This window comes from Acinetobacter sp. ME22 (assembly GCF_022012315.1).
GTDB classification, from domain to species: domain Bacteria; phylum Pseudomonadota; class Gammaproteobacteria; order Pseudomonadales; family Moraxellaceae; genus Acinetobacter; species Acinetobacter brisouii_A.
In genome coordinates this window covers 168,274-190,721 of sequence record NZ_JAKLTL010000007.1, presented here as the reverse complement: position 1 = coordinate 190,721, position 22,448 = coordinate 168,274, and the positions used below count along the sequence as shown (strand labels likewise).

Here is a 22,448-nt window from a genome sequence, read left to right as displayed (position 1 = left end):
TGTTCTCATGTATTTTCAGGTTAGGAATATTGAATATAACCCGCTGCATAGCTACGACGTGGTTTCCAACGGATATAGCGCTCTCCACGAATCGCCATCAAGTTATTCTGGTAAAGGTTGACCCAGTTTGGCGCAGCATCTGTACCCAAGTTAATGGTTGCTTCAGTACTTACAGCGAAGTCCATAAATTCATCATCCGCCAACAGGATTTCACCAGGAACAACCAGCGCAATTTTGTCCGTTGCTTTTGCTGAAATTTCAACAGGTAACGTCAACAGGTATTTATCCCCATTAATATTCATTTCTTCAAAATACTTTTTGCCTAATGCATCACGCATGACACTGAGTGTGGCTGCACGAGTTTCAGACATTACCCAAGTTGCACCATCCAACGGGATATTATTATCTGTTAGTAATTTAATCAGTGATAATAAATCAGCCTCATAAGCCGCAGCGGTTGTCCCTGTGCTCGTTACAGGCGTTGTGCCATATAGAACAGAAGCAGGACTGTCGTCACTTTCCGCTTTGCTCGGATCTAGAAACTGATCATCCATAAACTCGGCCGTTGATTTAACCAAATCATCCCGCACGATGGCATCTGCTTTCGGGCTTGAGAAACGAACCAATTCATCGGAAAGTAATACAATCCCTGCAATTTTAGATTTAGAAAGCGTTAAGCTACCTGTTGTTGGATTGGTTACGCCTTTAGTTTTGGTTTCACCTACCCACCCCACAGATGCAGCACCTGTCTGTGATGGCATTTTGATATTAAATGGAACTTGACGCATACGCGTTGCGATTTTATCTACAACGGTTTTGCCACGCAGTAATTCAATGAATTCAGCAGTTAAATTACTATAATCAACCAAGGATTCACCAAAGCTACTATTGGTGGTTGAACCAATCAGCGCCTTTTGAGTCAATGCTTTCTGAACAATCTCAGGAGCATTCCAACCTTTCAAAATATCAATTGCGGTCACTTGCCCTTTGCTGTGCGCTGCCATTGCAGAAGCTTTGACCATCATGGCAAAACCAATTCCTTTAGGTAAATTAGACTCAACCTTAATCGGATTACCTTGAGTAGACTGAGTGCCTTGCTCTGGGGTTTGACCCGCCACTGGGGTTGTTGAAGCTCCCCATTCAACTTGCCCTTTTTGAATATTCTCAAGGCGCTTCAAGTTTAATTGAAGGTTTTCAATTTCAGCTTCATACCCTTTAATTGTTGCTTCATCATCACCTTCAGGGGTTTTACCCTCCTTTAATGATTTCTCCATTACACCCGAGATTTTTTTCTGAGTATCTTGGATCGTTGCCTTAATTTTGTCGATATGTTCTTGCAAAGTCATACGAGTTTCACTCCAGTAGATTTAAATTTAGGTGTTTCAAGCAGCTTTACCCCACCCACTTTGGGTACTGGAGCGGCTGAATTTGTTGAAATAGGTGGAACACATGGCAAGGACTTTTCCTTGTCATGACTATTTGTTTGTTGAGATTTATGTTCAGGGTGACACAGTGATTTGATCCCTGTAATCGTGGCTTCCTGATTGGCGGGGATAGTTACAGCTGATAACTCATACCAGTCCCATTTAATGAATCTGTAACCCCAAGTTCCCTGAATATCAGCAACTTCAATCGGGCTAAAGCCGATTGATAATCCACGAACCAGACCTGTTTTAATGCTGTCCCAGGCAGTTTGCAGACGCTGCTTTAATTCTTCAGACTCAACTTGGTCAGGTTTGGTCAATTGAACTTTGACTTGAATACCTTCATCTGTGACAACAGCATCGATCACTTGACCAATCGGTTGCTTTTTATCGTGCTGCCATAGAAACGGTACAGGTAAAGTGAACTGAGCACCTTTCGGCTCAACCACATCATCCACACGATCTGGAGCAGGTGTAGTGGCAATGCCTTCCAGTGTCCATTGATCATCATCAAATGCTTTGACATTCAGCAAGCTATACGCGAGCTTCATATTTTTAAAACTCCAAAAAAAACCGCTCAATCGGCGGTTTAAAAATTAAGATTCTTATCAGTGCAGTCCTTATTTACCTCGCTTTGGCTTAACAGGCTGCTGCAAACGTGCCTTTAAAATACTGAGGTCTTCACAGGCCAAAAAAAATCGCTCATCAATGTGAGCGATTTCTTCTGGGGTTTTTCCCTGCGTTGTACAGGCACCTAAATGTGACTGTACATGCCGCAAATCTGTCATTTGCGACTGAATTTTATGAACATTCATAATAAGTTCCTATACAAAATAAACACCATAACTCTGTGCTGGTGGCTCAGGATTCATTGACATCAAAGCAACCCCGTTAAATGTGGCAATCAGTGGGTCAATCTTGCCCTTACCTGATTCTTGCTTGCGGATCGTCAAGGCATTGCCCTGATAAACGCCCTTGGCATTACCCACACACCAATTCATCATGCGTTGTCCTGCATGTAAAAATTTACCTTCAGCAACTTTGCGTTCTGTTGTCTGTACATAGCCTGATAACTGAAAGCCTTGAGGTACACCAATCAATAATTCAAAAGGGATTTCTTCAAGCAGACCATCCTGAAGCGATGGCATCCCCAATTTATCCAAACCAATTGCTGCCTTTTCTGGAAATTTCCCCGCATCATAGATCCGTTTACATAACTTTGCAGCTTGGCTGACATCATCCCCAATATTTTTAACAATGACTAAATCACCATCCTGCTCAAAATCCTTGAGCGCTGGTGCAATTTCCTTACGACGCTCTAAAGCAATTGGGTGTGCCCAAGCACGGTTCCAGCAATACCAAATTGATCGGTCATGTTTGTCACGACCAATAATTGCCATACCAAACAAGTCATCTAATCCACCACCATCGAAACCAACGGTGCAGATTTCGCTAAGATCTAAAATGGACTCCATAAAAAGCTTATCCTTGTATGCTGATAACTGCCAGAAATCAGCACCTGCCCAACGATCTGCACGTTTGTTCATGCCAATTTCGACATTCAAATATTTCGCCAGGAAGATCTGTACAGAATCATCTCCATTTTCCTGAGCTTGGGCATACTTGTTGAGCAAGAATCGAATATGTGTAGAGCGCCCCAAATTGGGATTGGTTACATAGAAATAATCTGGATCTAAATAACGTTCATCCTGAATCATTTCATCTGGGAATTCATACAAAATGGGTAAAAATGACGGATTGTCAATTTCACCATCACGCACCTTACGTGCATAATCCAATTTCTTTTTAAATACGCCTGCTGGTGGTTCATCTGATTGGGTCGATAACCAGATTAAAAAACCTTCAGGAAAAGAAGCCATACCACCTGTTGCTTCTTCAAGCATCGCTTCAGCATTAGCACGTTTACCAAAAATCCAAAGCTCATCCACCAGAATAAATGCGCCCTTTTTACCACCAACCGATCCTGTATCTGCTGCAACAACACTTAAAACTGCTTTGGTTACTCGATGCGTCACCGTTCGCGTATGCTCAGAAATACTGAATAATTTTGCAAGCTTTGGATCTTCGCGAATCATGTCGCGAATCGGTTTAAATGAGTTATCAGCAACCTCTTTGGTGGGTGCTAAAATAATAAACTCAGCCGAATGACGGTCATTCAGAATAATTGCAGTGAGCATAATGCCCGCAGCAATGGTCGATTTTGTATTTTTCTTACTGATTAACAGGAAAAATTCATTAATCAGGCGCTCATTTTTTTCATAGTCATAAGCACCAAAAATTGTAGCAACAAATTCAAAAACCCACTCGCCCGTAACCTCACCAACTTTAGGCTTTCCAGCAACGTCAACCAGTGTAAGTTTTTTAAATACATTTAAAGCCATTTGGGCTTCTTCTGGAAACAATGGCTTGCAAGCGATCAGAGATTCTTTGGCTAAAATCTTCTTTTCCCAGTCTGGGCAAGCTGTTGTCCAGATCGGGGACATTGAAGACATATCAACTCACTCTTTGTTGACCACGTGCTGCACGTTGATTGCCAGCCGTTGCAAAATCATTGTCATTTTCCGAGACATCACCCGCAGCATCATCACGACCCTGCTTCACTCCCTTTTCTGCGACCTTTCCATGTTCATAAGGCAATGCAGCTTTGGCTGCTTCAATCCGAGTCTTACGATCAATACGCGGATTTTTATAAATATATTGCAAAAACTCCAAGGAATTGGTTACAGTATCCATGTCTTTAAGTTCAGCATTGATTGCTGCCTCACCTAAAGGCATATGCTCAATTCCCCCATCCCCCTGAATATTCAAGCTCGCCAGATAGGCAATGACCTCGGGATTTTTCGCGAGCTGGCTGCCCTGCATGGTTGCAGAGCGTTCAGAATAGCCAGCCAAGACAGCAGCTTCTTTGTTTGACTTGCCCTGCAATTTTGCCTGGGCAAATGTCTTCATCTTTGCAGTTAAAGCCATTTTTTACCTCAATATCTTAGTTTTTGAAAAAACTTACTGGGATTTAGCCATTTTTCAAAAATGTTTAGTTATTTTTAGCCCAAAATGGGATTTTTTTTACACGTGAGGAAGGGGGGCGGTGACCGTTGGATGATGCTAATTTATTTTTCAATACCCCCCAGCCGTTATAATATGCACCAACTTTGTGCAATGACTGGAAACTGCGTGGTTTCATAAATTTGAATTTCATTTTTAAGATGTTCCACGATCAATGAGTTGAAATCCAAGTCGCTCTAATTGTTCCACGGTGAGCTGTTCAATGGTCATGTCAGGATAGATCTGGTCAACCTGAATATCTAACTGGTTCATCGCATTACTCCCTGACCTTGTTTACTTTCTTGGATGGTCTTCTTGCTGTGGCAGTCTTTGCATAATGACTGGAGGTTGTGCATATCATCTGTGCCACCTTGAGCCTTGTTGATGATGTGGTCACACTCCAGATCCATCGTGACTCGTCCACACTGGCAGCATGTCCATAGGTCACGCACATGCACTGCCTGCTTTAAGCGTCGCCACGGACGACCACCACGACCTTGTCCATATGATTCCTGACGTTGCAATGTAGGCTGATTACCCTGCAAGGTTGGTAATCGATTCGAGCTAAGTTTAGGTAATCGCATTACTTCACCGTATAGAGCTGAGCATCTTGTGGAATCGGATCAAGGAACTTCAATGGTGCAGTCCCAACCAAACGACGTTGGCATTGGGTACAAACTCCTTTCCAGTTACGGATATTCCAAAACAAAACCTGACTGTCCTTTGGCTCAGTGATATGCACAACATAATCAGCAGGAATCATATAGCCGCGCTTGTCACATTCATCACACCACGGGTTTGCTTTTAGATATTCAGCGCATGCTTTTCCCCAAGTCTTTTCGTTATCAGACTTGGTGACTTTGGATAGCAGATGGTCACGTCGTGCCAAGGCATCATCATCCACTTGGCGGTCACGCTTGCACTTTTCCCATACATCATTTTTTTGAGCCATAGTAACTCCCATAAAAAAACCACCCGAAGGTGGCTTGATTGCCCAAATTCTATCGCGGGGCTAGACGCTACTCACCTACTTTAAAAACCACTGGATGGGCACAGTATTTTTAGTTTTCAGTTTTCGTTTCGTATGTCTGGCGGGGCATCACTCCCAACTTGGCTTTTGCTTTCCTACATATCCCATCCATGCGCGATGAACTGCATGGGTTGTACCCGCTTTCGTGGGGTCTCAACGCGTTCACTCAAACAGTCTTTAGCTAACCAGTGAACATGTGCAAATGGGTTTCAGCATAATTTCTCCATAAAAAAACCGCTTGCCTCAGAAAGAACAAGCGGTATAAACCTTAAAACTGGAAACTACAGCGTAAAATACAATTATCCAGTGTGGGAAAAGTTAACTTAAAATTGGCTCACCAGTCAAGTATCTTTTTAAAAAAAGCAATCTAGTAGGTATCTTTTTTGAATTGATATTCAAACTTACTTGCGATTTTATCAAGTTCATTCTTTAAATCTTCTTTGTATTGAGTAATCAGAACATTTAATTTTCTTTGGATCTGCATACGACTTACACCACCAATCACAGCACGATTACGCTCAGATGGCTTATAGTTCGCTGGAACAGCACATAGCTCAACTAAAGCAATATAAATACTCAACTCAGCATCTCCAACAACAGCAAATGATTTAGTCCGTGAAAACTCCTGAAGAATAATTTTCGCTGATTGTCTTAACTGATCAGATGAGTTCTGATTCATTGCAAATGATTGAAACAACACTGTCTGAACCGAAGTTAATTTGGCATAGCTTAAAACTAAACATGCATCACTAGTAGTGAATGCAGGAAGTCCACCAGATGGCATAGCATCAAAATTAACAGTCTTTGGATTTAAATAACGAAGTAATTTTTCCACTGGCTAGCCCTCTTTTAAATCCATGTGAACCATGTGAACGACATGTGAATGAGATTTCTAAGTCGTTCACATGGTAAGTATTTGTTTTTATATTTATTTCTTATCAAATGTGAACAAGTGAACATAAAAATACGCGCGCGCGTAAGAGCAAAAAAAATAAATATAGGGAGGTTATATAAAAAACTAAAAATAAGGAGAGATAAAAAATAATTTCCCACGTACGCGCGTGAAAAATTGTTCACTCGTTCACATGGCGTATTTATATTTTTATATTTCAAAGCCTTATCATGTGAACGACTGTGTGAACGAGGGTTTTTGTCGTTCCCATCGTTCACATACAATAGTTTGCAAACCATTGTTTTTACGAAATAAATGTTAGGTTTACACCCCTGATTTGTCAAGCACATTTGGTGTCCCCTTTTCAAATTCACTTACACACTCACCATACCAATCCATAGCGTTTTTACTTTCTGGACAGTCACCGACACTGACAATTAAGGATTGCCCTTGTTCACGTAAATATCGCCAATGCTGTTTTTCAAGTAGCTTAATTCCCTCTATTTTTTTCAAATCCTCGGTAAACTTCCGATATGAATATTTATGCTCCAGTGTTGAAGATGCCCATTCTTTATATGCGTCATAAAGCTGCTGTGCTTTACAACTGATACATGGATATTTGGTTTCACCTGCAAGCCATTCATCAATAAAAACTTCAATAGAACGCTTACTGGCATTGATTAATGCTCTCTTGGCATCGGTACTTGGTGGTTTATCGTGCTTAAAGTCATCTAAGGGCACATTGAGCAGACAGGTATAAAATGCGTCTAAGCCATCGCCTGCGATTTCGGCATAAACCTGTTGGCTAATTTCTTCATCCAGTTTGCTTTGTGGTGAAATCACAAACCATCGACGTGCTTCACCCTGCAAGGGAAATGGAATATTTTCATTGGATGCAAATGCCATATTGAAATAGGCAGGGACTTGTTTTTGTGGTCGCTGTTTCTCATTGATGGTGACACTTTTAGCGGTAATCAGCGCATTTAAATAAGGCGTGACATTGTACTTCGTTGCATTTGTGGCAATTTCCTCGCCAAAAATAAATGCAGCATTGTTGAGCCAACCATTAAATTGTGGACTTTCCAATTCTTGAGAAGTAATGACACGATGGTATTTTCCATAAATTCCACCCATGACCTTTTCAAACAAGGTGGTTTTGCCCGAACCTTGTATATGACTTGCCATGAGTACAGCACTATGGGCTTTTTGACCTTCGTTTTGTAAGGGATATGCCAACCACTGGAGTAACCATCGCTGAATATCTTTATCTCCATTACATAAACTATGAATCATTTTGAGGATACCTGAACAGCGAGAGACGACATGCTGGTGATCCAGTCGGTTCTGTTCTTGATCCAGTAGCTCTTTTGCTGCATAGCCATCAAAGGTATTGATGTAATTGGGGTCAATATCAATTTTGCGGGTTGGGTCAAAAATCAATTTTTCATAATCAATTTCACTACGGGTCTGACTTTCAACCCACTCTTTATATTCTTTCGGATACATGAGTTGTGCTGCTGACCATGACACAACCCGATTGAGCGATTTGTCATAAATGAAAGTTTCACCTTTGAGTAAAATACAGTTTTTAGTCATATTGGGTGCAATAGAGCCTGTATTTTCAGTGAGAAGTTGCTCAACTTCATCTTTTTCAATGGTTTTACGGTCATCATGGGCATACCAAATTTTAAAAATACTGCTTAAGGTATGCTTGAGCGATGAAATTTTAAATTTATGCTTGGTCTTATAGTCAAAAGCGTCATTGCTACAGGCAATCACAGCATAACGCTGTAAAGCATCCTGTAATTTTTCATGAACTTTGTCTTTAATTGGGTCTGTTTTTTCCCCATTCCCCTCTTTTTCCTGCTGACCAGTTTCAAAATGTTCAATATGACCATTCATTGGTGGAGCAAAATCTAAAGCAAAGTCATCTTGAAACTCAGTATTTCGCTGATTTATATTGCTATTTTGTACATGATTTTCTGCACTATTTTTGCCCATTTCACCCCAAAACTGGTGAGCTTGATCAGGAGGGGTTTGGGGAGAAATAGCCATAAATTCAGATGACTCAATTGCACCCTGAATTTGCCGACGTACTTCGCTAATCCCTGCTAAAACATGCAGATCGTTAAAGTCGGATGGTGGTTTAGCTTTGGCTTGTGGCTGCTCGTTATTTTCTTCGAGATTCATACGTGCTCCACTGTTTTAAAATCGGGTAATACAATAATGCCGCCTGTTGCAGCCACAGCTTGATTCGCAGCTTTTAGACCTGCATCAGGTGGATTTGAATGACTGTCATCGTCTGTACAGTAAACAAGTTGTAAATTTGGATATTTGGAACGAATCGCAATACCGACTTTGTCGATATTGCCTGACTGGAAAGCCACAACCGTGGTATAGCCCGTTGCTTCATAGATGCTTGCTCCAGTGGCATAGCCTTCTGCAATACAAACAATCTGATGCTGATCTATGATTTCACCTATGATGAAAAAGCACTCATTGACACGTCCACCAAGCAAATACGGCTTAAAGCCATCCGCATGGATTTCCTGCATATTCCAAATTTTTCCAGTCATATCGAAAAGTGGAACAAGCAGATTGCCTTTACCATTGATTTTACAGCCATAGTTTTGTACCTGTTTGCGCTGTAAATAAGGGCAGTCACGGTCTACAGATTTGGCTTTCCATGTCCGTTCTGCACGTTTTGCAGCAGCTTCTTGAGCTTTTCGCTCATCTATTTCAGCCTGTAGTCGCTGTTTTTCAGCTTTTTCTCGCCATTTTTTTCGGTCTGCATCGGTCACTTTGGTTTCGCTGGAAAGCCCAAGCACAGCACCAATTTCTTTGAGTACGTCTGCCCGATCTATACCGCGTGCTTTGACAATTAGCTCAAAGCCATCTCCAGCACCACACTGATTACAGATGAAAGTACCCTTGCCTTGTTTATCATCACAGCGAAAACGGTCTGTACCGCCACAGATCGGGCATGGTCCATGTTGATTTTTTTTGGTAGGAACAGTAATGGCAAAAGCAGGAAAAATGAGGTCTTTCCAATTGCCTTGAGCTGCATCACGTACCTGATCAAAAGTAAGTGCCATGTTTATTCTCCTGTCAGCTCATGATGGTTTTCAGCCATTACCAAAAGGGTTGAAGCAATACGAATCAGGTCATAGGCTTCCTTTCGGATCATGGCGAGTTCATCTTCAGTAATCACATGATCTGCAATTGCTGCTGCTACAGACTGCGCTAGATCGCCCTGCTCTTTTGCCAGTTTTCCGATTTTTAAAACAAAATCGGCTTGGCTAGAGATTTCCACTTTAGGCAACTCAAACCATGCGGCATTGCCATGAATCGCACAAAGGCTGTCCATGATGCAAGGGTCACGGGTTTCAGCCAGAATGGCTTCAAGGTGAAAAATATTGGGTTTATGCGTAGGTGTCGTTGGGTTTAGCGAACTGCGAAAAGTATTGATGTTAAAACCGTTCTTCTCGGCAATATGTGCCATGACAGAATCATCGTTATGACGGTAAACGGCTGCTTTAAGTGCCATCGTTAAAGACATCACCGTTAGTTCACGACGTTGTAAGCTAGTGAGTTGCATGTTTAAAACTCTCCAAAGTGGTCATTTTTTTATTTTTTTTATTTCGGTAAGTTATAACCAGCGAACCAAAGTACAAGCTCATGTTCTGAAAACTTTCCCTCACTTGCTTTAGCCAATGCTGAAATAGTCGATACTTTTGGCATTACATAACGAAAGCGGAGTTTTTTAATAATGTACTTACTGGTTGTTCCTGCTGCCTCAGCATATTTATTTAACTGCTCTGGAGACATTTCATCGACATAAGTCCTGAAATCAATTTTTTGTGATTGGCACAACTTCATATCTTTCACCTCAAACTAATTTAAGCGAAAGATACCTGCAAGGTTGCTTTTTGTAAATACCTATAAGGTTGCTAATATCCAAAAATGATCAATACAATAAACTCAACAGGTTGTTTAATAATTATTTTTAATAAATGAAAATATTTTTATAGGATAAAATTTGGAGTCATCCATGCTCAATATTTTTGAAATTCGACGCTCAAATGTACTTCGAATCACAAAACTTATTACACGTAAAAAACTTGCTTCATTAATTGGCATGGAATATGGACTGCTTAACCAGTACCTACGAGAGAAAAATCCCAAAAATTTTGGAACAGACACAACCAACAGAATAACGAGCGCCTTAAATCTTGCTGACGGATGGCTAGACCATCTACATGATGACGAAATTATTACTTTCCTATTCGACAAGGATAAACAGGCGACAAATTACGACGCCAAAGCAACAGAATCAGAGACCAATCAGCCAAGTCCATCTAGTAATCAGCTTAATGACGCATTTAGAATAACTAAAGTGATCTTGGGTTTATTAGTAATGGAGGGATCATTGGAACTTACCTCTGATTTAGAAGAACTATATTCTGTACACTATCCTGATAATTTAAAAACTCCCATTTCTTTTTTAATTGTCGGTAATACACAAAATAAGCCATATAAAAACGGCTGGGTTTTAATCTGTGAAAAAAATGGGTTGCCTGTAGAGGGTGAAGATTGCTTATTTTTCACTAAAGATAATAAAGTTTTTGCAGGAGAAGTTTTATTCAAGAAAGATGGTTTTATTGAAATTGAGGATATTTTTAAACAGCGAATGAGCTTAAAAATTAGCAACCTCAAAGATATTTCACCAGTAAAACTTTATATTCCACCTAGTCAAAAAATTAAGTCCAGCTACTAATTTTATAAAAAGCAACCTGTCAGGTATTGACAATAATCCATAAGCAAAAGTAACCTATCAGGTATCTAGAAACCTGATAGGTATTTTTATGAAAAAAAACCACCCTTCAACCAATCAATTCGATGAGATTGTACGCTCTCGAATTCATGCAGCAGATTTTGCACAGCCTGTACACGACGCTGAATTCTACAAAGCTAAAGCCATTGGTCAAATCGAAACGTCTATCAAAGCCATTGGTTCAGCCAGTTCAAACCATGAGTTCAACGTGGCTGTTGCCCAAGCCAACGCATTCATTTCTGCTGCCCATGACTATGAGTTTATCGACCTCGCTGAAAAGGTCACATGGATTGATGCGGTCTATAAAGCTGTGCGTAAACAAACCGTACTGGAGGCTTGATCGATGACCAATAAAATCTTGGGATTTTCATTTGGCGGTCTGCTGTTTTCAGCGTACCTGCTGATTGACTGCTTGGAGAAGTTCTAATGTTGAAGTTTATCGACCTGAACCATGTCGAACACGTGGTTCACCTCCGAAACATCAATAACGTGGTGCTGCAAACATTGAACAATGAACATCGGGCGACGTTTCACTTTATCGGCCCACACGTGTTACCTGTGCAAGTGGATCTGAACACCTTTAACCGAATTAAGTCTGCCCTGGAGAAGTACGATGCTCAATAATCAACTTCAACTCAGTTCGTATCATATTCTGATGTTACGCTACGGCTCTCCAGTGGTTTTGCTAGAGTCTGTGGTGAATGATTATTTCCCACACATGGACATCAAACATGCGAACCGTCGTGCCAACGCGCAGGATCTGCCCTTTCCTGTGTTTAAAAGTGAACCGAATAACAAGCTAGCGAAGTGGTTTGTGAATATTGCCGATTTGGCTGTGTATTTGGATAAGCAATGCAGTATTGCAAAGAAAGACTTTGTGGCGATGAATGGATAGGTGATAGCTATGATAAATCTTTGTACTATTGCTAAAAATCAAATTGCTTCAGCAAAACTTAGTGCCGATGTTGAAGCATTCTTGAAAATGAAAAAACTGGCTATTGAAGATGTGACATTGCCAGCAGGTCATTCACAGTGGACAGAACGCTATGAGAAGGCTGTCAAAGATAGTCCTCAAGGTGGTATGCGCATGATCATGTCAAATTCACGCGCAATTGATGATGCTAAAAAAAAGCAGGAAGTTAAATCAGCTAAGAAAACTAAGGCCGTAACAGTCATTACTGCTGAAACATCAGAAAAACAGAAAGACTTAAATCGTTTTGCAAGAAATAGAGCTGAACGAGTTAAAGCTGTTGCAAATAAGAAAATGCACTTCACTGGTGAATGCAAAAAGCATGGCAATACTCGCTTTAATGTCACTAATCATGGGACGAAGCATATTTGTAATGAATGTGCTCGCTATTATGACCATATGCGATATTTGCGTAAAAAAGAAAAATTGGCAGTTGCACGAGGAGAAGTTCATGCGTGAATTAGCAACCAAACTCAAAGCAACTGACAATGTTGTATTTCTATCAGGATCACCAAACCCCTTGAATATTACCTCTGAAGATCGCCGCTTTCTCATCACCCAATTGGTTCCGAATGATAGGCGGAGATTTAAGGCGTTTCGACGGGGTTTCATACAATTCAACAGCTATATTACAGAGATCTATGAATCCTTGTTTATTGACAAATTCAGCAACAGTCGAGATATTGCTATAATCAGGCATCAGATAGAAAGAGAAGGTATCATACGTTTCAGGAATGGTCGTCGAGATTGTACTCAATGGCTTTTGCAGCATCAATCTTTGGCTCGGAGGCAAACCCATAGAACTCGTTATTTCAGGGAATACGATACTAGAAAAATCAAAAAACCAACCATTCGCTTCAATCCAGCAGTGAAAATTAGAGGTTGATGGTGATATATCGTGGTAAGCAATAATTCCACTACTGGGTAATGCATAAACTGCTTTGCCCAGTACAGCTTTTGCATCTAGTTTAAAGACTCGTCTCAATATATGTGTACCAATAGCAGCAAATACAATACAACTTCGAGTTTCATCACCATTTTCTACGTTAATTATTGCTCGAATAATTTGTGAGATTTTTTCAAATTGACGTAATGTAATTAATGGTGTTTTTGATATTTTCATATTTAATCCATGTTTTTTGAATTGCCGATTGCCCATTCAAATTCAAGCACATTTTTCCGTATCAAGTCCAAATTAACATATCACTCCAAACTCGACCAACTATCATGCAACGTATATTGCTGAATCTGCGGAATGGTTAGCCCCTGATGGGGCTTTTATGCTAAATCATATAATTGGAACATCAATAATATCTTTAAAAATTAATCACCCATTATTATTGCAGACTTCAAAAGTCATTTTATGCAATCCTCTATACATACAATATTTTTCAAATTCATTTTAATTAGTTTTCTTGATTAACTTTATGAATTGAGTCTGCATCTTCTCTTATTTTTTTCAATCTTGCCAATAGACTATGAGAAATTTTAAGCTTCTCGACTCCTTTTTTTTCTGGCAAAATTTCGTTTTCTAGATAGTCGATTATATTATAGAACCATTCTTTCTCTTCAAGATACACTGATTTATCACTTCTAACTTCATATCGTTTTCGTATAGTTAATAACAATGTAATTATTTGCTCATAATTTAGTAAAATTATAGCATGACAAAAATCTTCTTTTTGAATTCCTTTCAAAACTGGCTTATCCCAATATAAGCTTTCAACATAATTACTTAATGCTAATCCCTTAGAAAATTTATCTAAATCACCTTGTTTAATCCAGCATAAAATTTCAGGCGCATTATTTATTATATGCGCTTCTATTTCTTCATCACGAATAACATTAATTTCATTAAAAAAATCTTTCATAAACTGATTTTCTTTATTATAAAACCCTCGACCAGACCAACTATCATTTTCACCAAGCTTATCTTGAAATTTTAAATTTAAAACCTTAGAGTCTTTTTTAAAAATATTACGAATATTATCTAACGCAAAAGCCTTAAAACTATCAATATCAATATCAATTGTTTTATTTTCATCAAAAAAACTCAACAACCCAATTATATGTTTAACTTCACCGATTTCTGTGCAACTTTTACTTATAAGTTTATTTTTTACACTTTCAATATTTTGATTAAAATCAATTTGACTTAAATCTTCAAAATGCCATAACTTATACCAATCAGGATTATTAATAAAAACATTATAATAATTTTCATACAAACTTTCTTTAATAGACATATTATTTAATTTATTAAAAAAAATAATATCAGTCCAAATACTATTACTTAAAACATAAAACTCGTATTCTGGTATTTTATATTTATTAAAAAAAATATCTTTTGGGTTTTTATCACCTTCTTTTACTTCTTTAAAATTTAATACTCTTTGATTAAATGATCCAGCACGAAATTCCAATGAAAAAATAAGAAAATATTTTAAAACTCTTGTGAATAATTCACCACCATTTTTACCATTAAAATAATCCTCATCATAAAATCGGCTAAACTCTTGAAGTGATTGTTTAATTGACCTCAGATTTTTAAAACCTGAACTACCATAAACATCATAAATAGCTTCTTTATTGAGAGTAAGTTTATCTTTAATTTCACTTAGCGATTTTTCTTCTAAAAAAGCGTCTATTGCATTAATATAGGATCCTTCAAGTAAAAAAGTTGTACCTATTATTTTTTCTTTAATACCATGATATTCAACATCTTGTATTTTGCTTTCATCACTAACAACAATTACTTTTAAACCTTTTTGTTCTACAAAATAATTAATATAACCTAGAACCTCTTTAATTGGAATTTGACATCTTTCAAGATCATCAAAGATCAATACAGCTTTTTTCCCATTTTTTACAAGATCTGAAGTATCTATTGTAGGGACACTGATAGTAAGTGTTTCTTGCTCTCCATCACCATTAAGATCTACTTTCGTTGCTACTTTAAATAAAGTAGTGCCAACTTTAGCAAGCAACTTAGTTACATCATGTCCAAGTAGTGGGTGCATAGCTCTAAACAACTCTGCATCAATAGCAGCAGTCTTTGCCATACCGTTTAAACTAACATAAAGCTTTTCATGATCATCAGAATTATATTTTTCTTTTATCTCTTTAATAAACCATGTTTTACCTGTTCCCCATGGACCATTAATCATTACTGCATATTCAGTATCTTCTCGGTTAAAATAATCAACTAAATACTCTTCAATGTGTTTATTTTCTTCTGAAATTGGAGGTTGGATCATAATGTTCTGACTTTAAAGTTATGAATTAGAATGTTCTATAGCATTTACAACAGCTTGATCAAAATCAAGCACATTTTTCCGTATCAAGTCCAGATTCACATACCGCTCTAAACTCGACCAGCTATCATGCAACGTATATTGCTGAATCTGCGGAATAGTTAGCCCTTGTTCTGCCAAACGTGTCGCAGCTTCATGGCGCAGGTCATGCCACCACAAATCCTCTATACCATACAAACGACAGGCATTGGTAAACACGCGGGTTACTGCTCCAGCATCCAGCGGAATCAACAAACTATCATCATCTGTTAAACGCATCATCTTCTTACGCACCGTCGGATCTAGTAACTGGTCTATGATCTGTTTTGCTTTCTCAGACACCTTAAAGCGTTTGTTATTCCCCTGAGCACCGTTCGGGTTCTTAATGTTACGGACTAGCCAAACACCATGTTCAGGGTCATAGTCCTCTAAACGCAAACCAAACAGTTCTCCACGTCTTCTAGACGTATAGATTGCCAACCACATAATCAAATGCAGCGGCATGGTGGTATTGGTGTTCACCCAGCGATCATAAAAGTAACTGGTTAGCGTCTGTAGCTCTTCTCTGGTCGGTAGGCGGCTACGAGTTGCAGATCCTGCGATTTGACGCGCATTACGCAAACCACGCGCAGCCTGTTCGAGTTCTTTCACTACCGATGGCTGATTCCAAAGTAACTCGGCATGATTAAGCACAGAGCGCAGATATTGAATCTCCTGATCCGCAGTTGATTTAGCGATTGGGTCTAGGCCCATTTCTGGAATGCCTGCACGACGTTGCAAGATATACTGAGCAAAGTCTTCTCTGGAGAGTTGATCGATACGTCGCTGACAAAATGGGAATTGCTTAAAGAATTTCAGCTTGTAGCGTTTAGATGTACCGACGGCTTCATTGATTTCGTCCAGGTACTGATCAATCGCATCTGCCAAAATCATGGCAGTTGAGTTCTTTCCGAGTAGAATGTCGGGGTTTTCTTCAATCTCTGCTTCACGCTTTTTTAACCAGGCTTCAGCTAAAGCCTTTTTACTAAATGTGCGAGATTCATTAAAATTGATGTCTTGCTTGCGAACTTGTATCAAAGCTCTATAGCGGATTTCACCTTTACTTGTTGTTCGCTTTGTAATTGTACCCATGTTTGCAACCATGAAATTGGGGTTGCAATATGATTGCACTAAAGGCAAATTTACGCAATTCTTTGCACATTATCACAGATCAAATTCACTATCGGAAAGAACTTAAATGACTGATATTTTGAAAAATTCAAAAGATTCAAATACAAAGGAGATTTTCGTTCCACCGATGCTTCATGGCGTTACTGCCAGTAAAGTCTTTTTGACTGCGCAAAATGAACATGACACTATCTATGGTTTTCTCTGTGCACATTTTCCACATATTCAAGCAATTGAATGGCAACAACGCTTTGATGATGGCTTGGTTTTTGATTTATCTGGCAAGAAACTAACTCGATATAGCCCATATCAGAATAATCAGCATATTTATTATTATCGCTTTTTGGCTCATGAAATCACTGTGCCATTTGAGCATGAAATCATTTTTGAAAATGATGATTTACTGGTGGTCGATAAACCGCATTTTTTGACCATGACGCCTACGGGTCAATATGTTCAACAAACACTTTTAGTCCGCCTAAAACAACAGACAGGAAATGCCGAACTTACCCCGATTCATCGACTCGATCGTGAAACGGCAGGCATCGTACTATTTTCCAAACGACCTGAAACGCGTGGTCTCTATCAGCAGTTGTTTGCAACACGAAAAATTGAAAAGGTCTATCATGCAATTGCACCATACAACGCTAAACACACCTTTCCAATAACCACCCAATACCGTATGGAAAAAGGAGAACCCTTTTACACCATGCAAATTATTGATGGTCAGATGAATAGTGAAACGAGAATCGAGCTTTTAGAACACAATAATATTTGGGCAAAATATTGTTTATATCCAAAAACAGGAAAACAGCATCAGTTACGCGTACACCTCAATGCATTGGGTCTACCGATTCGTCATGATCCATTTTATCCAACGGTTGCGCATAAAGCAGATGATGATTTTTCCCAACCCTTACAATTACTCGCCAAAGCATTAAGCTTTGAAGATCCTGTCACCAAGAAAAAAATGCGATTTATTTCACAAAAAGATTTACTTTTGTAATGACAATGAAATGACAGTTAGATTGTATTTCATTAATGTTCCGTTAAAATGCTGAGATATTCATTTTTGTTTTGGTTCAGCCATGAGAAAAACAGAAGTCTATCAAGTGCGTTTAGACTCTCAAGAAAAAAAACAGGCTTTTGCTGTGTTTAAACAACTGGGAATAACACCAGCCCAAGCAGTTCGACTTTTTTTTAAACAGGTCGTTCTGACCAAATCTATTCCTTTTAGTATAGAAAATCAGAATATTGATTTAGATCAATTACTCAAACTAAAAAAATATCAATTGGCTTCATCTGAACTAGATCATGAGACAGATGAGCTACTCAAAGAAATCAGTGCCCTGTTTGAAGAAAATCCACCAAGCTAAGCATTACATTTTTATACAATCTGCATAATCCTTTGAAGTTTTTTTTGTTATGCTCGAAATGACAATAACTCAAAAACAACAATGGAGTATGCAATGATTGTGAGACGAGCAACAGCAGAAGATCTGCCACAACTTGCGGTACTATTTGATGAATATCGACAGTTTTATGGTGCTTCTTCCAATATTGATCAATCCCTAGATTTTTTAAAACAACGATTTGAAAATAAAGAAAGTGTCATTTTTATTCATATTAAAGATGATGCTTTTACAGGCTTTGTGCTCTTGTATCTAGGTTTTTCTTCTGTAACTTGCTCAACTTATTATATTTTAGATGATGTTTATGTCACATCTATGTATCGTCGCCAAGGCTCAGCCCAACAGCTCATTGATACTGCTATTCATTTTGCACGTTATGAAAATGCTTTACGTATTACCCTCGAAACCCAAAAATCCAATCTGATCTCACATAAACTCTATGAAAAAATGGGCTTTGTGAAAGATCAGGAATTTCAGACCTTTCACTGCTTTTTAAAATAATTTAGCTTTCACGGCGAGAAATTGCCAACTGAACTTGCTCAGCGGTCAGGTAAATCCACTCCCCTTGCGCCAAGTCTGTTGGCAACTCCAATTCCCCAACACGATGTCGATGCAACTCTGTCACTTTATTCCCTACCGCAGCCAACATACGTTTGACTTGATGATAAACACCTTGGTGAATGGTCATACGTAATTCATAGTCATTCATCTGCTGAATACTCGATGCCTGAAAAATCCCTTTTTCATTGCGAAGTTCAACACCTTGTTGTAACTGTTGGATTTGCGATTCAGTCATCGGATCAGCAGTTTTTAACCAATATTCTTTATCGACATGTTTTTTCGGGTGTGTTGAAGCTTGGATAAAACGTCCATCATCACTCAGCAGAATTAAACCTGTTGTATCCTGATCCAGTCGCCCAACGGTTTGAATACCACGCTCACGCAAATACTCAGGAAAAAGCTGAAAGACACTAAAATGAAATTGTGCTTGGTGTGAACACTCGTAACCTTGCGGTTTATTTAAGGCAATATAGACGTATTCACGATAGCGACAACGATGCTCCCCAACCTGAAACTCTAAATCTTGTGGTTGAAACTGAGTTTTAAGTTGATCACAAATCTCACCATTAACTTTGACCAGTCCACGCTGAATCAAGCTCTGACATTGCTTTCTTGAACCAAAGCCCTGAGATTGCAAAATTTTTTCCAACAGCACAATATTTTCTCAATATTTAAATTTGGCATATTTTACGCAGTTTTCAGGGAATAATCTCAATTTATGCAAAATCCCGACTATTTCAGTTAGAATACTGCACAATTCAACCGACTGAGAACCGCACATGACTTCATCTTTGGATTTAAATTTAATTGCGTTAATTGTGCTTCTTGCTTGCGGTATTCTAAGTCATAACTCATCGGTAACCATTGCCAGTGCTGTGCTGATTGTGGTGCGCATTTCCCCACTCGATCAGTATTTTCCATTTTTGCAAACACATGCTTTAAATATCGGGATTACCATTTTAACCATTGGCGTTTTAACACCGATTGCCAGTGGTAAAATTCAAGGAGAAATGATTCTAAAATCATTTATGAGCTATAAATCCATTTTAGCAATTGTCATTGGTTTATTGGTCGCTTGGCTTGGTGGACGTGGCGTGAAACTCATGAGCAATCAACCTGATGTTGTCGCGGGTTTACTTATCGGAACTGTAGCGGGTGTTGCTGTACTCCGTGGAGTCCCTGTTGGTCCATTGATTGCAGCAGGTTTACTGTCTTTATTGATTGGAAATTCATAAATTCATTACAAAGCAGTATCTATCCACACTCTAAAAATTTGGTATTTCTCCTTTAGCAAGAAGAAATACCTCCTGATTTAACTCGTGTAATAACTCGTTCTTTTTTGAGAGAATTTATCGAGCTGCTTTAAGAAGCCTTCAAAATAATTCTTCTCTTTCTCCTCAGTACGAAAACCTGCATACAAAGTACGGCGTAAACCTTGTGATGACACGCAGTCTAAACGGCGACTGGTCACCCAACCTTTTTGTTCGTATTCATTGACCACCCAATCAGGCAATGCCGCAATACCACGCCCACTTGCGACCAATTGAATTAACATTTGGGTTAAATCAGTGGTACGAATGTTTTTCGGCTGAATGTTCGCTGGAATAAACAAATGCGACATAATATCCAGACGGTGCTTATCGACAGGGTAAGTAATCAAAGTTTCTTCTGCCAATTCCTGTACCGTTACCCGATCTGCTCGAACTAAAGGATGAGTGTTGGAAAGCACCAAACGCGATTCATATTCAAAAATTGGAAAATATTCAATGCCTTTTAAGGCAATCGGATCTGCGGTAATCAACAAATCAAACTCTCCACTTTGTAGCAACTCGTGCGGATTCGACTCAAATGCGGAAGCGAAGTCCAAATCTACATCTGGATATTGCTGACGATATTGATTAAGAAGTGGCATAAGCCAGTCAAAACAGCTATGACATTCTGAAGAGAAAATAATCCGTCCCGTTTGCCCATGCACGATACGGGTAATATCACTTTGAGTAATCTGAATTTGTGGCAAAATATCATCGGCAAGTTTCAGTAAACGCTGACCAACATTGGAAAATTGCACAGGGCGACTACGGCGATTGACGACTTCTACGCCATACCACAAATCCAATTCTTTTAATTGATGCGAAATTGCAGAAGGTGTCAGGCACAAATCATTGGCAGCAGCAACCAGTGAACCATGTTCTCTTAATGCAATTAAAGTTTTTAAATGTCTAATCTCTAACATACAGCAGTCTTTTATTGAATTTAATTCAATATAACATAAAGTTACTTAGCCAACTTCAACATGAGTAGTTTTTTATGATCAATCAATAACATGAATTCTAATCATATCTTTCTTTAAGCACTGAGATTGATTTATGACTATATTTTTTACATCTAAGGAATAAATATACTGAGTCACTTAACCATGATTTTATAAACTGCGCTATTTATATGCAGAATAATCAGGCTTTTGAATACGATACAGCCCACAATTTCCTGAAAATAAGTAAGCCAATAAACAGGTAATCACAGCATAAACTGACACCGAAGTTCCAAACAGCTCAATTGCCAGAATAATCGAGGTTAATGGTGCTTTACTTGCACCCGAAAACAAACTCACCAACCCCAAGCCTGCCAATAAAGACAGCGGCAAAGGTAAGAATTGCCCCAATGCATTGCCTAAAGTTGTACCTACAAAAAATAGCGGGGTAATTTCCCCACCTTTAAAGCCTGAACCAAGTGTAATTGCAGTAAATAATGTTTTATTCAAGAAATCTGTGATGGGTAAAGGAACCTGAAAAGAGGCAATAATCGTTGAAACACCTAGACCATTAAAGTGATGATGCCCAACCAATAAGGTGAGTAGCATAATCATAATTCCGCCAAGCATCGGTCGAAATGGCACAAAAGTGACATACTTGGCAAACAGATTACCTATGGTATGAATCGCAACAATAAAGAAACGTGCCACCAAACCGAAGATTAAACCTGCAACAATTAAACTTAAAATGACAGAGAAATTTAATTCGGGAAAACTGACAATCTTATAAAAACGATGCGGATGTAAAATCTCGAAAAATTCAGGCACACTTGCCGCAACAATCGAAGAAAGAAAACATGGAAATACTGCTGAATAGCGCAAGCTTCCTAATGCGGTAATTTCTAAACCATAAATCGCGCCCGCCAATGGCAAACCAAAAATCGCCGAGAAGCCTGAACCAATACTGGAAATCAGAAAGATTTTACGGTTATCTTTTGAAACTTTTAAGAGCTGAGCAATATGATCGGTCAATGCACCTGAAAGTTGTACTGCTGGGGCTTCACGTCCCGCAGAACCGCCAAAAAACTGGGTTAAAATCGCAGTAAAGAAAATCAGCGGACTCATGCGCTTGGGAATAAATGAGCGTGGCTCGTGAATTTCATCTATCAATAAATGAGTTCCCCGCTCAATGGGTGTACCATAACGATAAAATAAAAATCCAATCCCCAAACCAACAAAAGGTAAGAAAAAAATTAACCAAGGATAAGCTGTTCGCACTTGGGTAGCCAAATCAAAACAGTTAAAAATCAGGGTCGAAGCTAAACCAGAAATCAGCCCGATCACAGTCGATGCGACCAACCAATACAGTGAATATCGAATAATTTGTTTATATTCAGAAGAAGGGAAAATTTTCATTGTGGTCAGATGCTGTAAAACAGCGATTTACCAAGATGGGCGGAATATGGGGCGATTATTTTAACATGAGTGGATTAAATTTGAATTAACCTTTTTCACCAAACAAAAAAGCCCTGAGTGACTCAGGGCTTTTTA

At 38.9% G+C, this 22,448-nt stretch carries 27 protein-coding genes; 9 read left to right on the top strand and 18 right to left on the bottom strand.

Going from position 1 to position 22,448, the window contains the following annotated elements; genetic code table 11:
• Positions 1 to 20: 20 nt before the first annotated feature.
• The 12 genes from LVY74_RS11720 to LVY74_RS11665 all read right to left on the bottom strand — a co-directional run bounded on the left by LVY74_RS11720 (position 21) and on the right by LVY74_RS11665 (position 10,288).
• The gene (locus LVY74_RS11720) at positions 21 to 1,346 is read right to left on the bottom strand and encodes a phage major capsid protein (protein WP_237815214.1); all 1,326 of its coding nucleotides are present in this window, start codon (positions 1,344 to 1,346) and stop codon (positions 21 to 23) included.
• Positions 1,343 to 1,975 carry an HK97 family phage prohead protease gene (locus LVY74_RS11715; RefSeq protein ID WP_237815213.1) on the bottom strand — a complete coding sequence of 211 codons (633 nt, stop codon included), beginning with the start codon at positions 1,973 to 1,975 and terminating at the stop codon, positions 1,343 to 1,345. The genes LVY74_RS11720 and LVY74_RS11715 overlap by 4 nt, the downstream gene beginning before the upstream one ends.
• A 69-nt stretch (positions 1,976 to 2,044) precedes the next feature.
• A complete protein-coding gene (locus LVY74_RS11710) occupies positions 2,045 to 2,239 on the bottom strand; it encodes a hypothetical protein (protein WP_237815212.1) in 195 nt (64 codons plus the stop codon).
• A 9-nt stretch (positions 2,240 to 2,248) separates the two neighbouring features.
• Positions 2,249 to 3,937 (bottom strand): terminase large subunit, encoded by a 1,689-nt coding sequence (locus tag LVY74_RS11705; RefSeq protein WP_237815211.1) that lies wholly within the window; start codon positions 3,935 to 3,937, stop codon positions 2,249 to 2,251.
• 1 nt (position 3,938) lies between these two features.
• The gene (locus LVY74_RS11700; protein WP_237815210.1) at positions 3,939 to 4,394 is read right to left on the bottom strand and encodes a hypothetical protein; all 456 of its coding nucleotides are present in this window, start codon (positions 4,392 to 4,394) and stop codon (positions 3,939 to 3,941) included.
• Between the two features lie 362 nt (positions 4,395 to 4,756).
• Positions 4,757 to 5,071, bottom strand: a complete 315-nt coding sequence (locus tag LVY74_RS11695; protein ID WP_237815209.1) for an HNH endonuclease — start codon at positions 5,069 to 5,071, stop codon at positions 4,757 to 4,759.
• Positions 5,071 to 5,439, bottom strand: a complete 369-nt coding sequence (locus tag LVY74_RS11690; protein ID WP_237815208.1) for a hypothetical protein — start codon at positions 5,437 to 5,439, stop codon at positions 5,071 to 5,073. The genes LVY74_RS11695 and LVY74_RS11690 overlap by 1 nt, the downstream gene beginning before the upstream one ends.
• 445 nt (positions 5,440 to 5,884) lie before the next feature.
• Positions 5,885 to 6,352, bottom strand: a complete 468-nt coding sequence (locus LVY74_RS11685) for a hypothetical protein (protein ID WP_237815207.1) — start codon at positions 6,350 to 6,352, stop codon at positions 5,885 to 5,887.
• Positions 6,353 to 6,733: 381 nt separating this feature from the next.
• Positions 6,734 to 8,599 carry a DUF5906 domain-containing protein gene (locus LVY74_RS11680; protein WP_237815206.1) on the bottom strand — a complete coding sequence of 622 codons (1,866 nt, stop codon included), beginning with the start codon at positions 8,597 to 8,599 and terminating at the stop codon, positions 6,734 to 6,736.
• Positions 8,596 to 9,504 carry a primase-helicase zinc-binding domain-containing protein gene (locus LVY74_RS11675; RefSeq protein WP_237815205.1) on the bottom strand — a complete coding sequence of 303 codons (909 nt, stop codon included), beginning with the start codon at positions 9,502 to 9,504 and terminating at the stop codon, positions 8,596 to 8,598. The genes LVY74_RS11680 and LVY74_RS11675 overlap by 4 nt, the downstream gene beginning before the upstream one ends.
• Before the next feature lie 2 nt (positions 9,505 to 9,506).
• Positions 9,507 to 10,007 carry a phage regulatory CII family protein gene (locus tag LVY74_RS11670; RefSeq protein ID WP_237815204.1) on the bottom strand — a complete coding sequence of 167 codons (501 nt, stop codon included), beginning with the start codon at positions 10,005 to 10,007 and terminating at the stop codon, positions 9,507 to 9,509.
• A 38-nt stretch (positions 10,008 to 10,045) separates the two neighbouring features.
• On the bottom strand, positions 10,046 to 10,288 hold the full coding sequence (locus LVY74_RS11665; RefSeq protein ID WP_237815203.1) for a hypothetical protein: 243 nt from the start codon (positions 10,286 to 10,288) through the stop codon (positions 10,046 to 10,048).
• 172 nt (positions 10,289 to 10,460) lie between these two features.
• Between LVY74_RS11665 and LVY74_RS11660 the strand changes: the two genes are divergently transcribed.
• From LVY74_RS11660 to LVY74_RS11640, 5 genes are all read left to right on the top strand, one after another.
• Positions 10,461 to 11,186 (top strand): hypothetical protein, encoded by a 726-nt coding sequence (locus tag LVY74_RS11660; protein ID WP_237815202.1) that lies wholly within the window; start codon positions 10,461 to 10,463, stop codon positions 11,184 to 11,186.
• Positions 11,187 to 11,274: 88 nt separating this feature from the next.
• Positions 11,275 to 11,583, top strand: coding sequence for a hypothetical protein (locus LVY74_RS11655; protein WP_237815201.1), 309 nt, complete (start codon positions 11,275 to 11,277; stop codon positions 11,581 to 11,583).
• A gap of 86 nt (positions 11,584 to 11,669) precedes the next feature.
• Positions 11,670 to 11,867, top strand: a complete 198-nt coding sequence (locus tag LVY74_RS11650) for a hypothetical protein (RefSeq protein WP_237815200.1) — start codon at positions 11,670 to 11,672, stop codon at positions 11,865 to 11,867.
• Entirely contained in the window at positions 11,857 to 12,138 is a 282-nt protein-coding gene (locus tag LVY74_RS11645; protein WP_237815199.1) for a pyocin activator PrtN family protein, read from the top strand. Before LVY74_RS11650 ends, LVY74_RS11645 begins: the two co-directional genes overlap by 11 nt.
• On the top strand, positions 12,139 to 12,672 hold the full coding sequence (locus tag LVY74_RS11640; protein WP_237815198.1) for a hypothetical protein: 534 nt from the start codon (positions 12,139 to 12,141) through the stop codon (positions 12,670 to 12,672).
• A 49-nt stretch (positions 12,673 to 12,721) separates the two neighbouring features.
• Here the strand turns inward: LVY74_RS11640 and LVY74_RS11635 are convergent, their stop codons facing one another.
• The 3 genes from LVY74_RS11635 to LVY74_RS11625 all read right to left on the bottom strand — a co-directional run bounded on the left by LVY74_RS11635 (position 12,722) and on the right by LVY74_RS11625 (position 16,637).
• On the bottom strand, positions 12,722 to 13,372 hold the full coding sequence (locus LVY74_RS11635; RefSeq protein ID WP_237815197.1) for a DUF2026 family protein: 651 nt from the start codon (positions 13,370 to 13,372) through the stop codon (positions 12,722 to 12,724).
• A gap of 247 nt (positions 13,373 to 13,619) precedes the next feature.
• Positions 13,620 to 15,470 (bottom strand): P-loop NTPase fold protein, encoded by a 1,851-nt coding sequence (locus LVY74_RS11630; protein WP_237815196.1) that lies wholly within the window; start codon positions 15,468 to 15,470, stop codon positions 13,620 to 13,622.
• 18 nt (positions 15,471 to 15,488) lie between these two features.
• Entirely contained in the window at positions 15,489 to 16,637 is a 1,149-nt protein-coding gene (locus LVY74_RS11625; protein WP_237815195.1) for a tyrosine-type recombinase/integrase, read from the bottom strand.
• A 106-nt stretch (positions 16,638 to 16,743) separates the two neighbouring features.
• Here LVY74_RS11625 and LVY74_RS11620 point away from each other — a divergent pair, with 106 nt between their 5' ends.
• From LVY74_RS11620 to LVY74_RS11610, 3 genes are all read left to right on the top strand, one after another.
• Complete coding sequence (locus LVY74_RS11620) at positions 16,744 to 17,679, top strand: pseudouridine synthase (protein WP_237815194.1); 936 nt, start codon at positions 16,744 to 16,746, stop codon at positions 17,677 to 17,679.
• An 82-nt stretch (positions 17,680 to 17,761) separates the two neighbouring features.
• Positions 17,762 to 18,049, top strand: a complete 288-nt coding sequence (locus LVY74_RS11615) for a type II toxin-antitoxin system RelB/DinJ family antitoxin (protein ID WP_237815193.1) — start codon at positions 17,762 to 17,764, stop codon at positions 18,047 to 18,049.
• A 93-nt stretch (positions 18,050 to 18,142) separates the two neighbouring features.
• Positions 18,143 to 18,586 (top strand): GNAT family N-acetyltransferase, encoded by a 444-nt coding sequence (locus LVY74_RS11610; RefSeq protein WP_237815192.1) that lies wholly within the window; start codon positions 18,143 to 18,145, stop codon positions 18,584 to 18,586.
• Position 18,587: 1 nt separating this feature from the next.
• Here the strand turns inward: LVY74_RS11610 and LVY74_RS11605 are convergent, their stop codons facing one another.
• The gene (locus LVY74_RS11605; protein ID WP_237815191.1) at positions 18,588 to 19,301 is read right to left on the bottom strand and encodes a pseudouridine synthase; all 714 of its coding nucleotides are present in this window, start codon (positions 19,299 to 19,301) and stop codon (positions 18,588 to 18,590) included.
• Between the two features lie 124 nt (positions 19,302 to 19,425).
• On the opposite strand from LVY74_RS11605, the gene LVY74_RS11600 reads away from it, so the two are divergent.
• Complete coding sequence (locus LVY74_RS11600; RefSeq protein ID WP_151777362.1) at positions 19,426 to 19,881, top strand: DUF441 domain-containing protein; 456 nt, start codon at positions 19,426 to 19,428, stop codon at positions 19,879 to 19,881.
• Between the two features lie 77 nt (positions 19,882 to 19,958).
• Here the strand turns inward: LVY74_RS11600 and LVY74_RS11595 are convergent, their stop codons facing one another.
• Both LVY74_RS11595 and LVY74_RS11590 read right to left on the bottom strand, forming a co-directional pair.
• Complete coding sequence (locus tag LVY74_RS11595; protein WP_151777363.1) at positions 19,959 to 20,879, bottom strand: LysR family transcriptional regulator; 921 nt, start codon at positions 20,877 to 20,879, stop codon at positions 19,959 to 19,961.
• A gap of 201 nt (positions 20,880 to 21,080) precedes the next feature.
• On the bottom strand, positions 21,081 to 22,313 hold the full coding sequence (locus LVY74_RS11590; protein ID WP_237815190.1) for a chloride channel protein: 1,233 nt from the start codon (positions 22,311 to 22,313) through the stop codon (positions 21,081 to 21,083).
• Between the last annotated feature and the right edge of the window lie 135 nt (positions 22,314 to 22,448).

What these genes read in the sequence shown, in the direction of transcription:
- LVY74_RS11650 (WP_237815200.1), top strand. Translation starts at nt 11,670, where the DNA reads ATGTTGAAGTTTATCGACCTGAACCATGTCGAACACGTGGTTCACCTC.
- LVY74_RS11700 (WP_237815210.1), bottom strand. Translation starts at nt 4,394, where the DNA reads ATGAAGACATTTGCCCAGGCAAAATTGCAGGGCAAGTCAAACAAAGAA.
- LVY74_RS11615 (WP_237815193.1), top strand. Translation starts at nt 17,762, where the DNA reads ATGAGAAAAACAGAAGTCTATCAAGTGCGTTTAGACTCTCAAGAAAAA.
- LVY74_RS11610 (WP_237815192.1), top strand. Translation starts at nt 18,143, where the DNA reads ATGATTGTGAGACGAGCAACAGCAGAAGATCTGCCACAACTTGCGGTA.
- LVY74_RS11690 (WP_237815208.1), bottom strand. Translation starts at nt 5,439, where the DNA reads ATGGCTCAAAAAAATGATGTATGGGAAAAGTGCAAGCGTGACCGCCAA.
- LVY74_RS11625 (WP_237815195.1), bottom strand. Translation starts at nt 16,637, where the DNA reads ATGGGTACAATTACAAAGCGAACAACAAGTAAAGGTGAAATCCGCTAT.
- LVY74_RS11670 (WP_237815204.1), bottom strand. Translation starts at nt 10,007, where the DNA reads ATGCAACTCACTAGCTTACAACGTCGTGAACTAACGGTGATGTCTTTA.
- LVY74_RS11595 (WP_151777363.1), bottom strand. Translation starts at nt 20,879, where the DNA reads ATGTTAGAGATTAGACATTTAAAAACTTTAATTGCATTAAGAGAACAT.
- LVY74_RS11600 (WP_151777362.1), top strand. Translation starts at nt 19,426, where the DNA reads ATGACTTCATCTTTGGATTTAAATTTAATTGCGTTAATTGTGCTTCTT.
- LVY74_RS11590 (WP_237815190.1), bottom strand. Translation starts at nt 22,313, where the DNA reads ATGAAAATTTTCCCTTCTTCTGAATATAAACAAATTATTCGATATTCA.
- LVY74_RS11630 (WP_237815196.1), bottom strand. Translation starts at nt 15,470, where the DNA reads ATGATCCAACCTCCAATTTCAGAAGAAAATAAACACATTGAAGAGTAT.
- LVY74_RS11660 (WP_237815202.1), top strand. Translation starts at nt 10,461, where the DNA reads ATGCTCAATATTTTTGAAATTCGACGCTCAAATGTACTTCGAATCACA.
- LVY74_RS11620 (WP_237815194.1), top strand. Translation starts at nt 16,744, where the DNA reads ATGACTGATATTTTGAAAAATTCAAAAGATTCAAATACAAAGGAGATT.
- LVY74_RS11675 (WP_237815205.1), bottom strand. Translation starts at nt 9,504, where the DNA reads ATGGCACTTACTTTTGATCAGGTACGTGATGCAGCTCAAGGCAATTGG.
- LVY74_RS11695 (WP_237815209.1), bottom strand. Translation starts at nt 5,071, where the DNA reads ATGCGATTACCTAAACTTAGCTCGAATCGATTACCAACCTTGCAGGGT.
- LVY74_RS11635 (WP_237815197.1), bottom strand. Translation starts at nt 13,372, where the DNA reads ATGGGCAATCGGCAATTCAAAAAACATGGATTAAATATGAAAATATCA.
- LVY74_RS11655 (WP_237815201.1), top strand. Translation starts at nt 11,275, where the DNA reads ATGAAAAAAAACCACCCTTCAACCAATCAATTCGATGAGATTGTACGC.
- LVY74_RS11720 (WP_237815214.1), bottom strand. Translation starts at nt 1,346, where the DNA reads ATGACTTTGCAAGAACATATCGACAAAATTAAGGCAACGATCCAAGAT.
- LVY74_RS11645 (WP_237815199.1), top strand. Translation starts at nt 11,857, where the DNA reads ATGCTCAATAATCAACTTCAACTCAGTTCGTATCATATTCTGATGTTA.
- LVY74_RS11705 (WP_237815211.1), bottom strand. Translation starts at nt 3,937, where the DNA reads ATGTCTTCAATGTCCCCGATCTGGACAACAGCTTGCCCAGACTGGGAA.
- LVY74_RS11680 (WP_237815206.1), bottom strand. Translation starts at nt 8,599, where the DNA reads ATGAATCTCGAAGAAAATAACGAGCAGCCACAAGCCAAAGCTAAACCA.
- LVY74_RS11710 (WP_237815212.1), bottom strand. Translation starts at nt 2,239, where the DNA reads ATGAATGTTCATAAAATTCAGTCGCAAATGACAGATTTGCGGCATGTA.
- LVY74_RS11715 (WP_237815213.1), bottom strand. Translation starts at nt 1,975, where the DNA reads ATGAAGCTCGCGTATAGCTTGCTGAATGTCAAAGCATTTGATGATGAT.
- LVY74_RS11665 (WP_237815203.1), bottom strand. Translation starts at nt 10,288, where the DNA reads ATGAAGTTGTGCCAATCACAAAAAATTGATTTCAGGACTTATGTCGAT.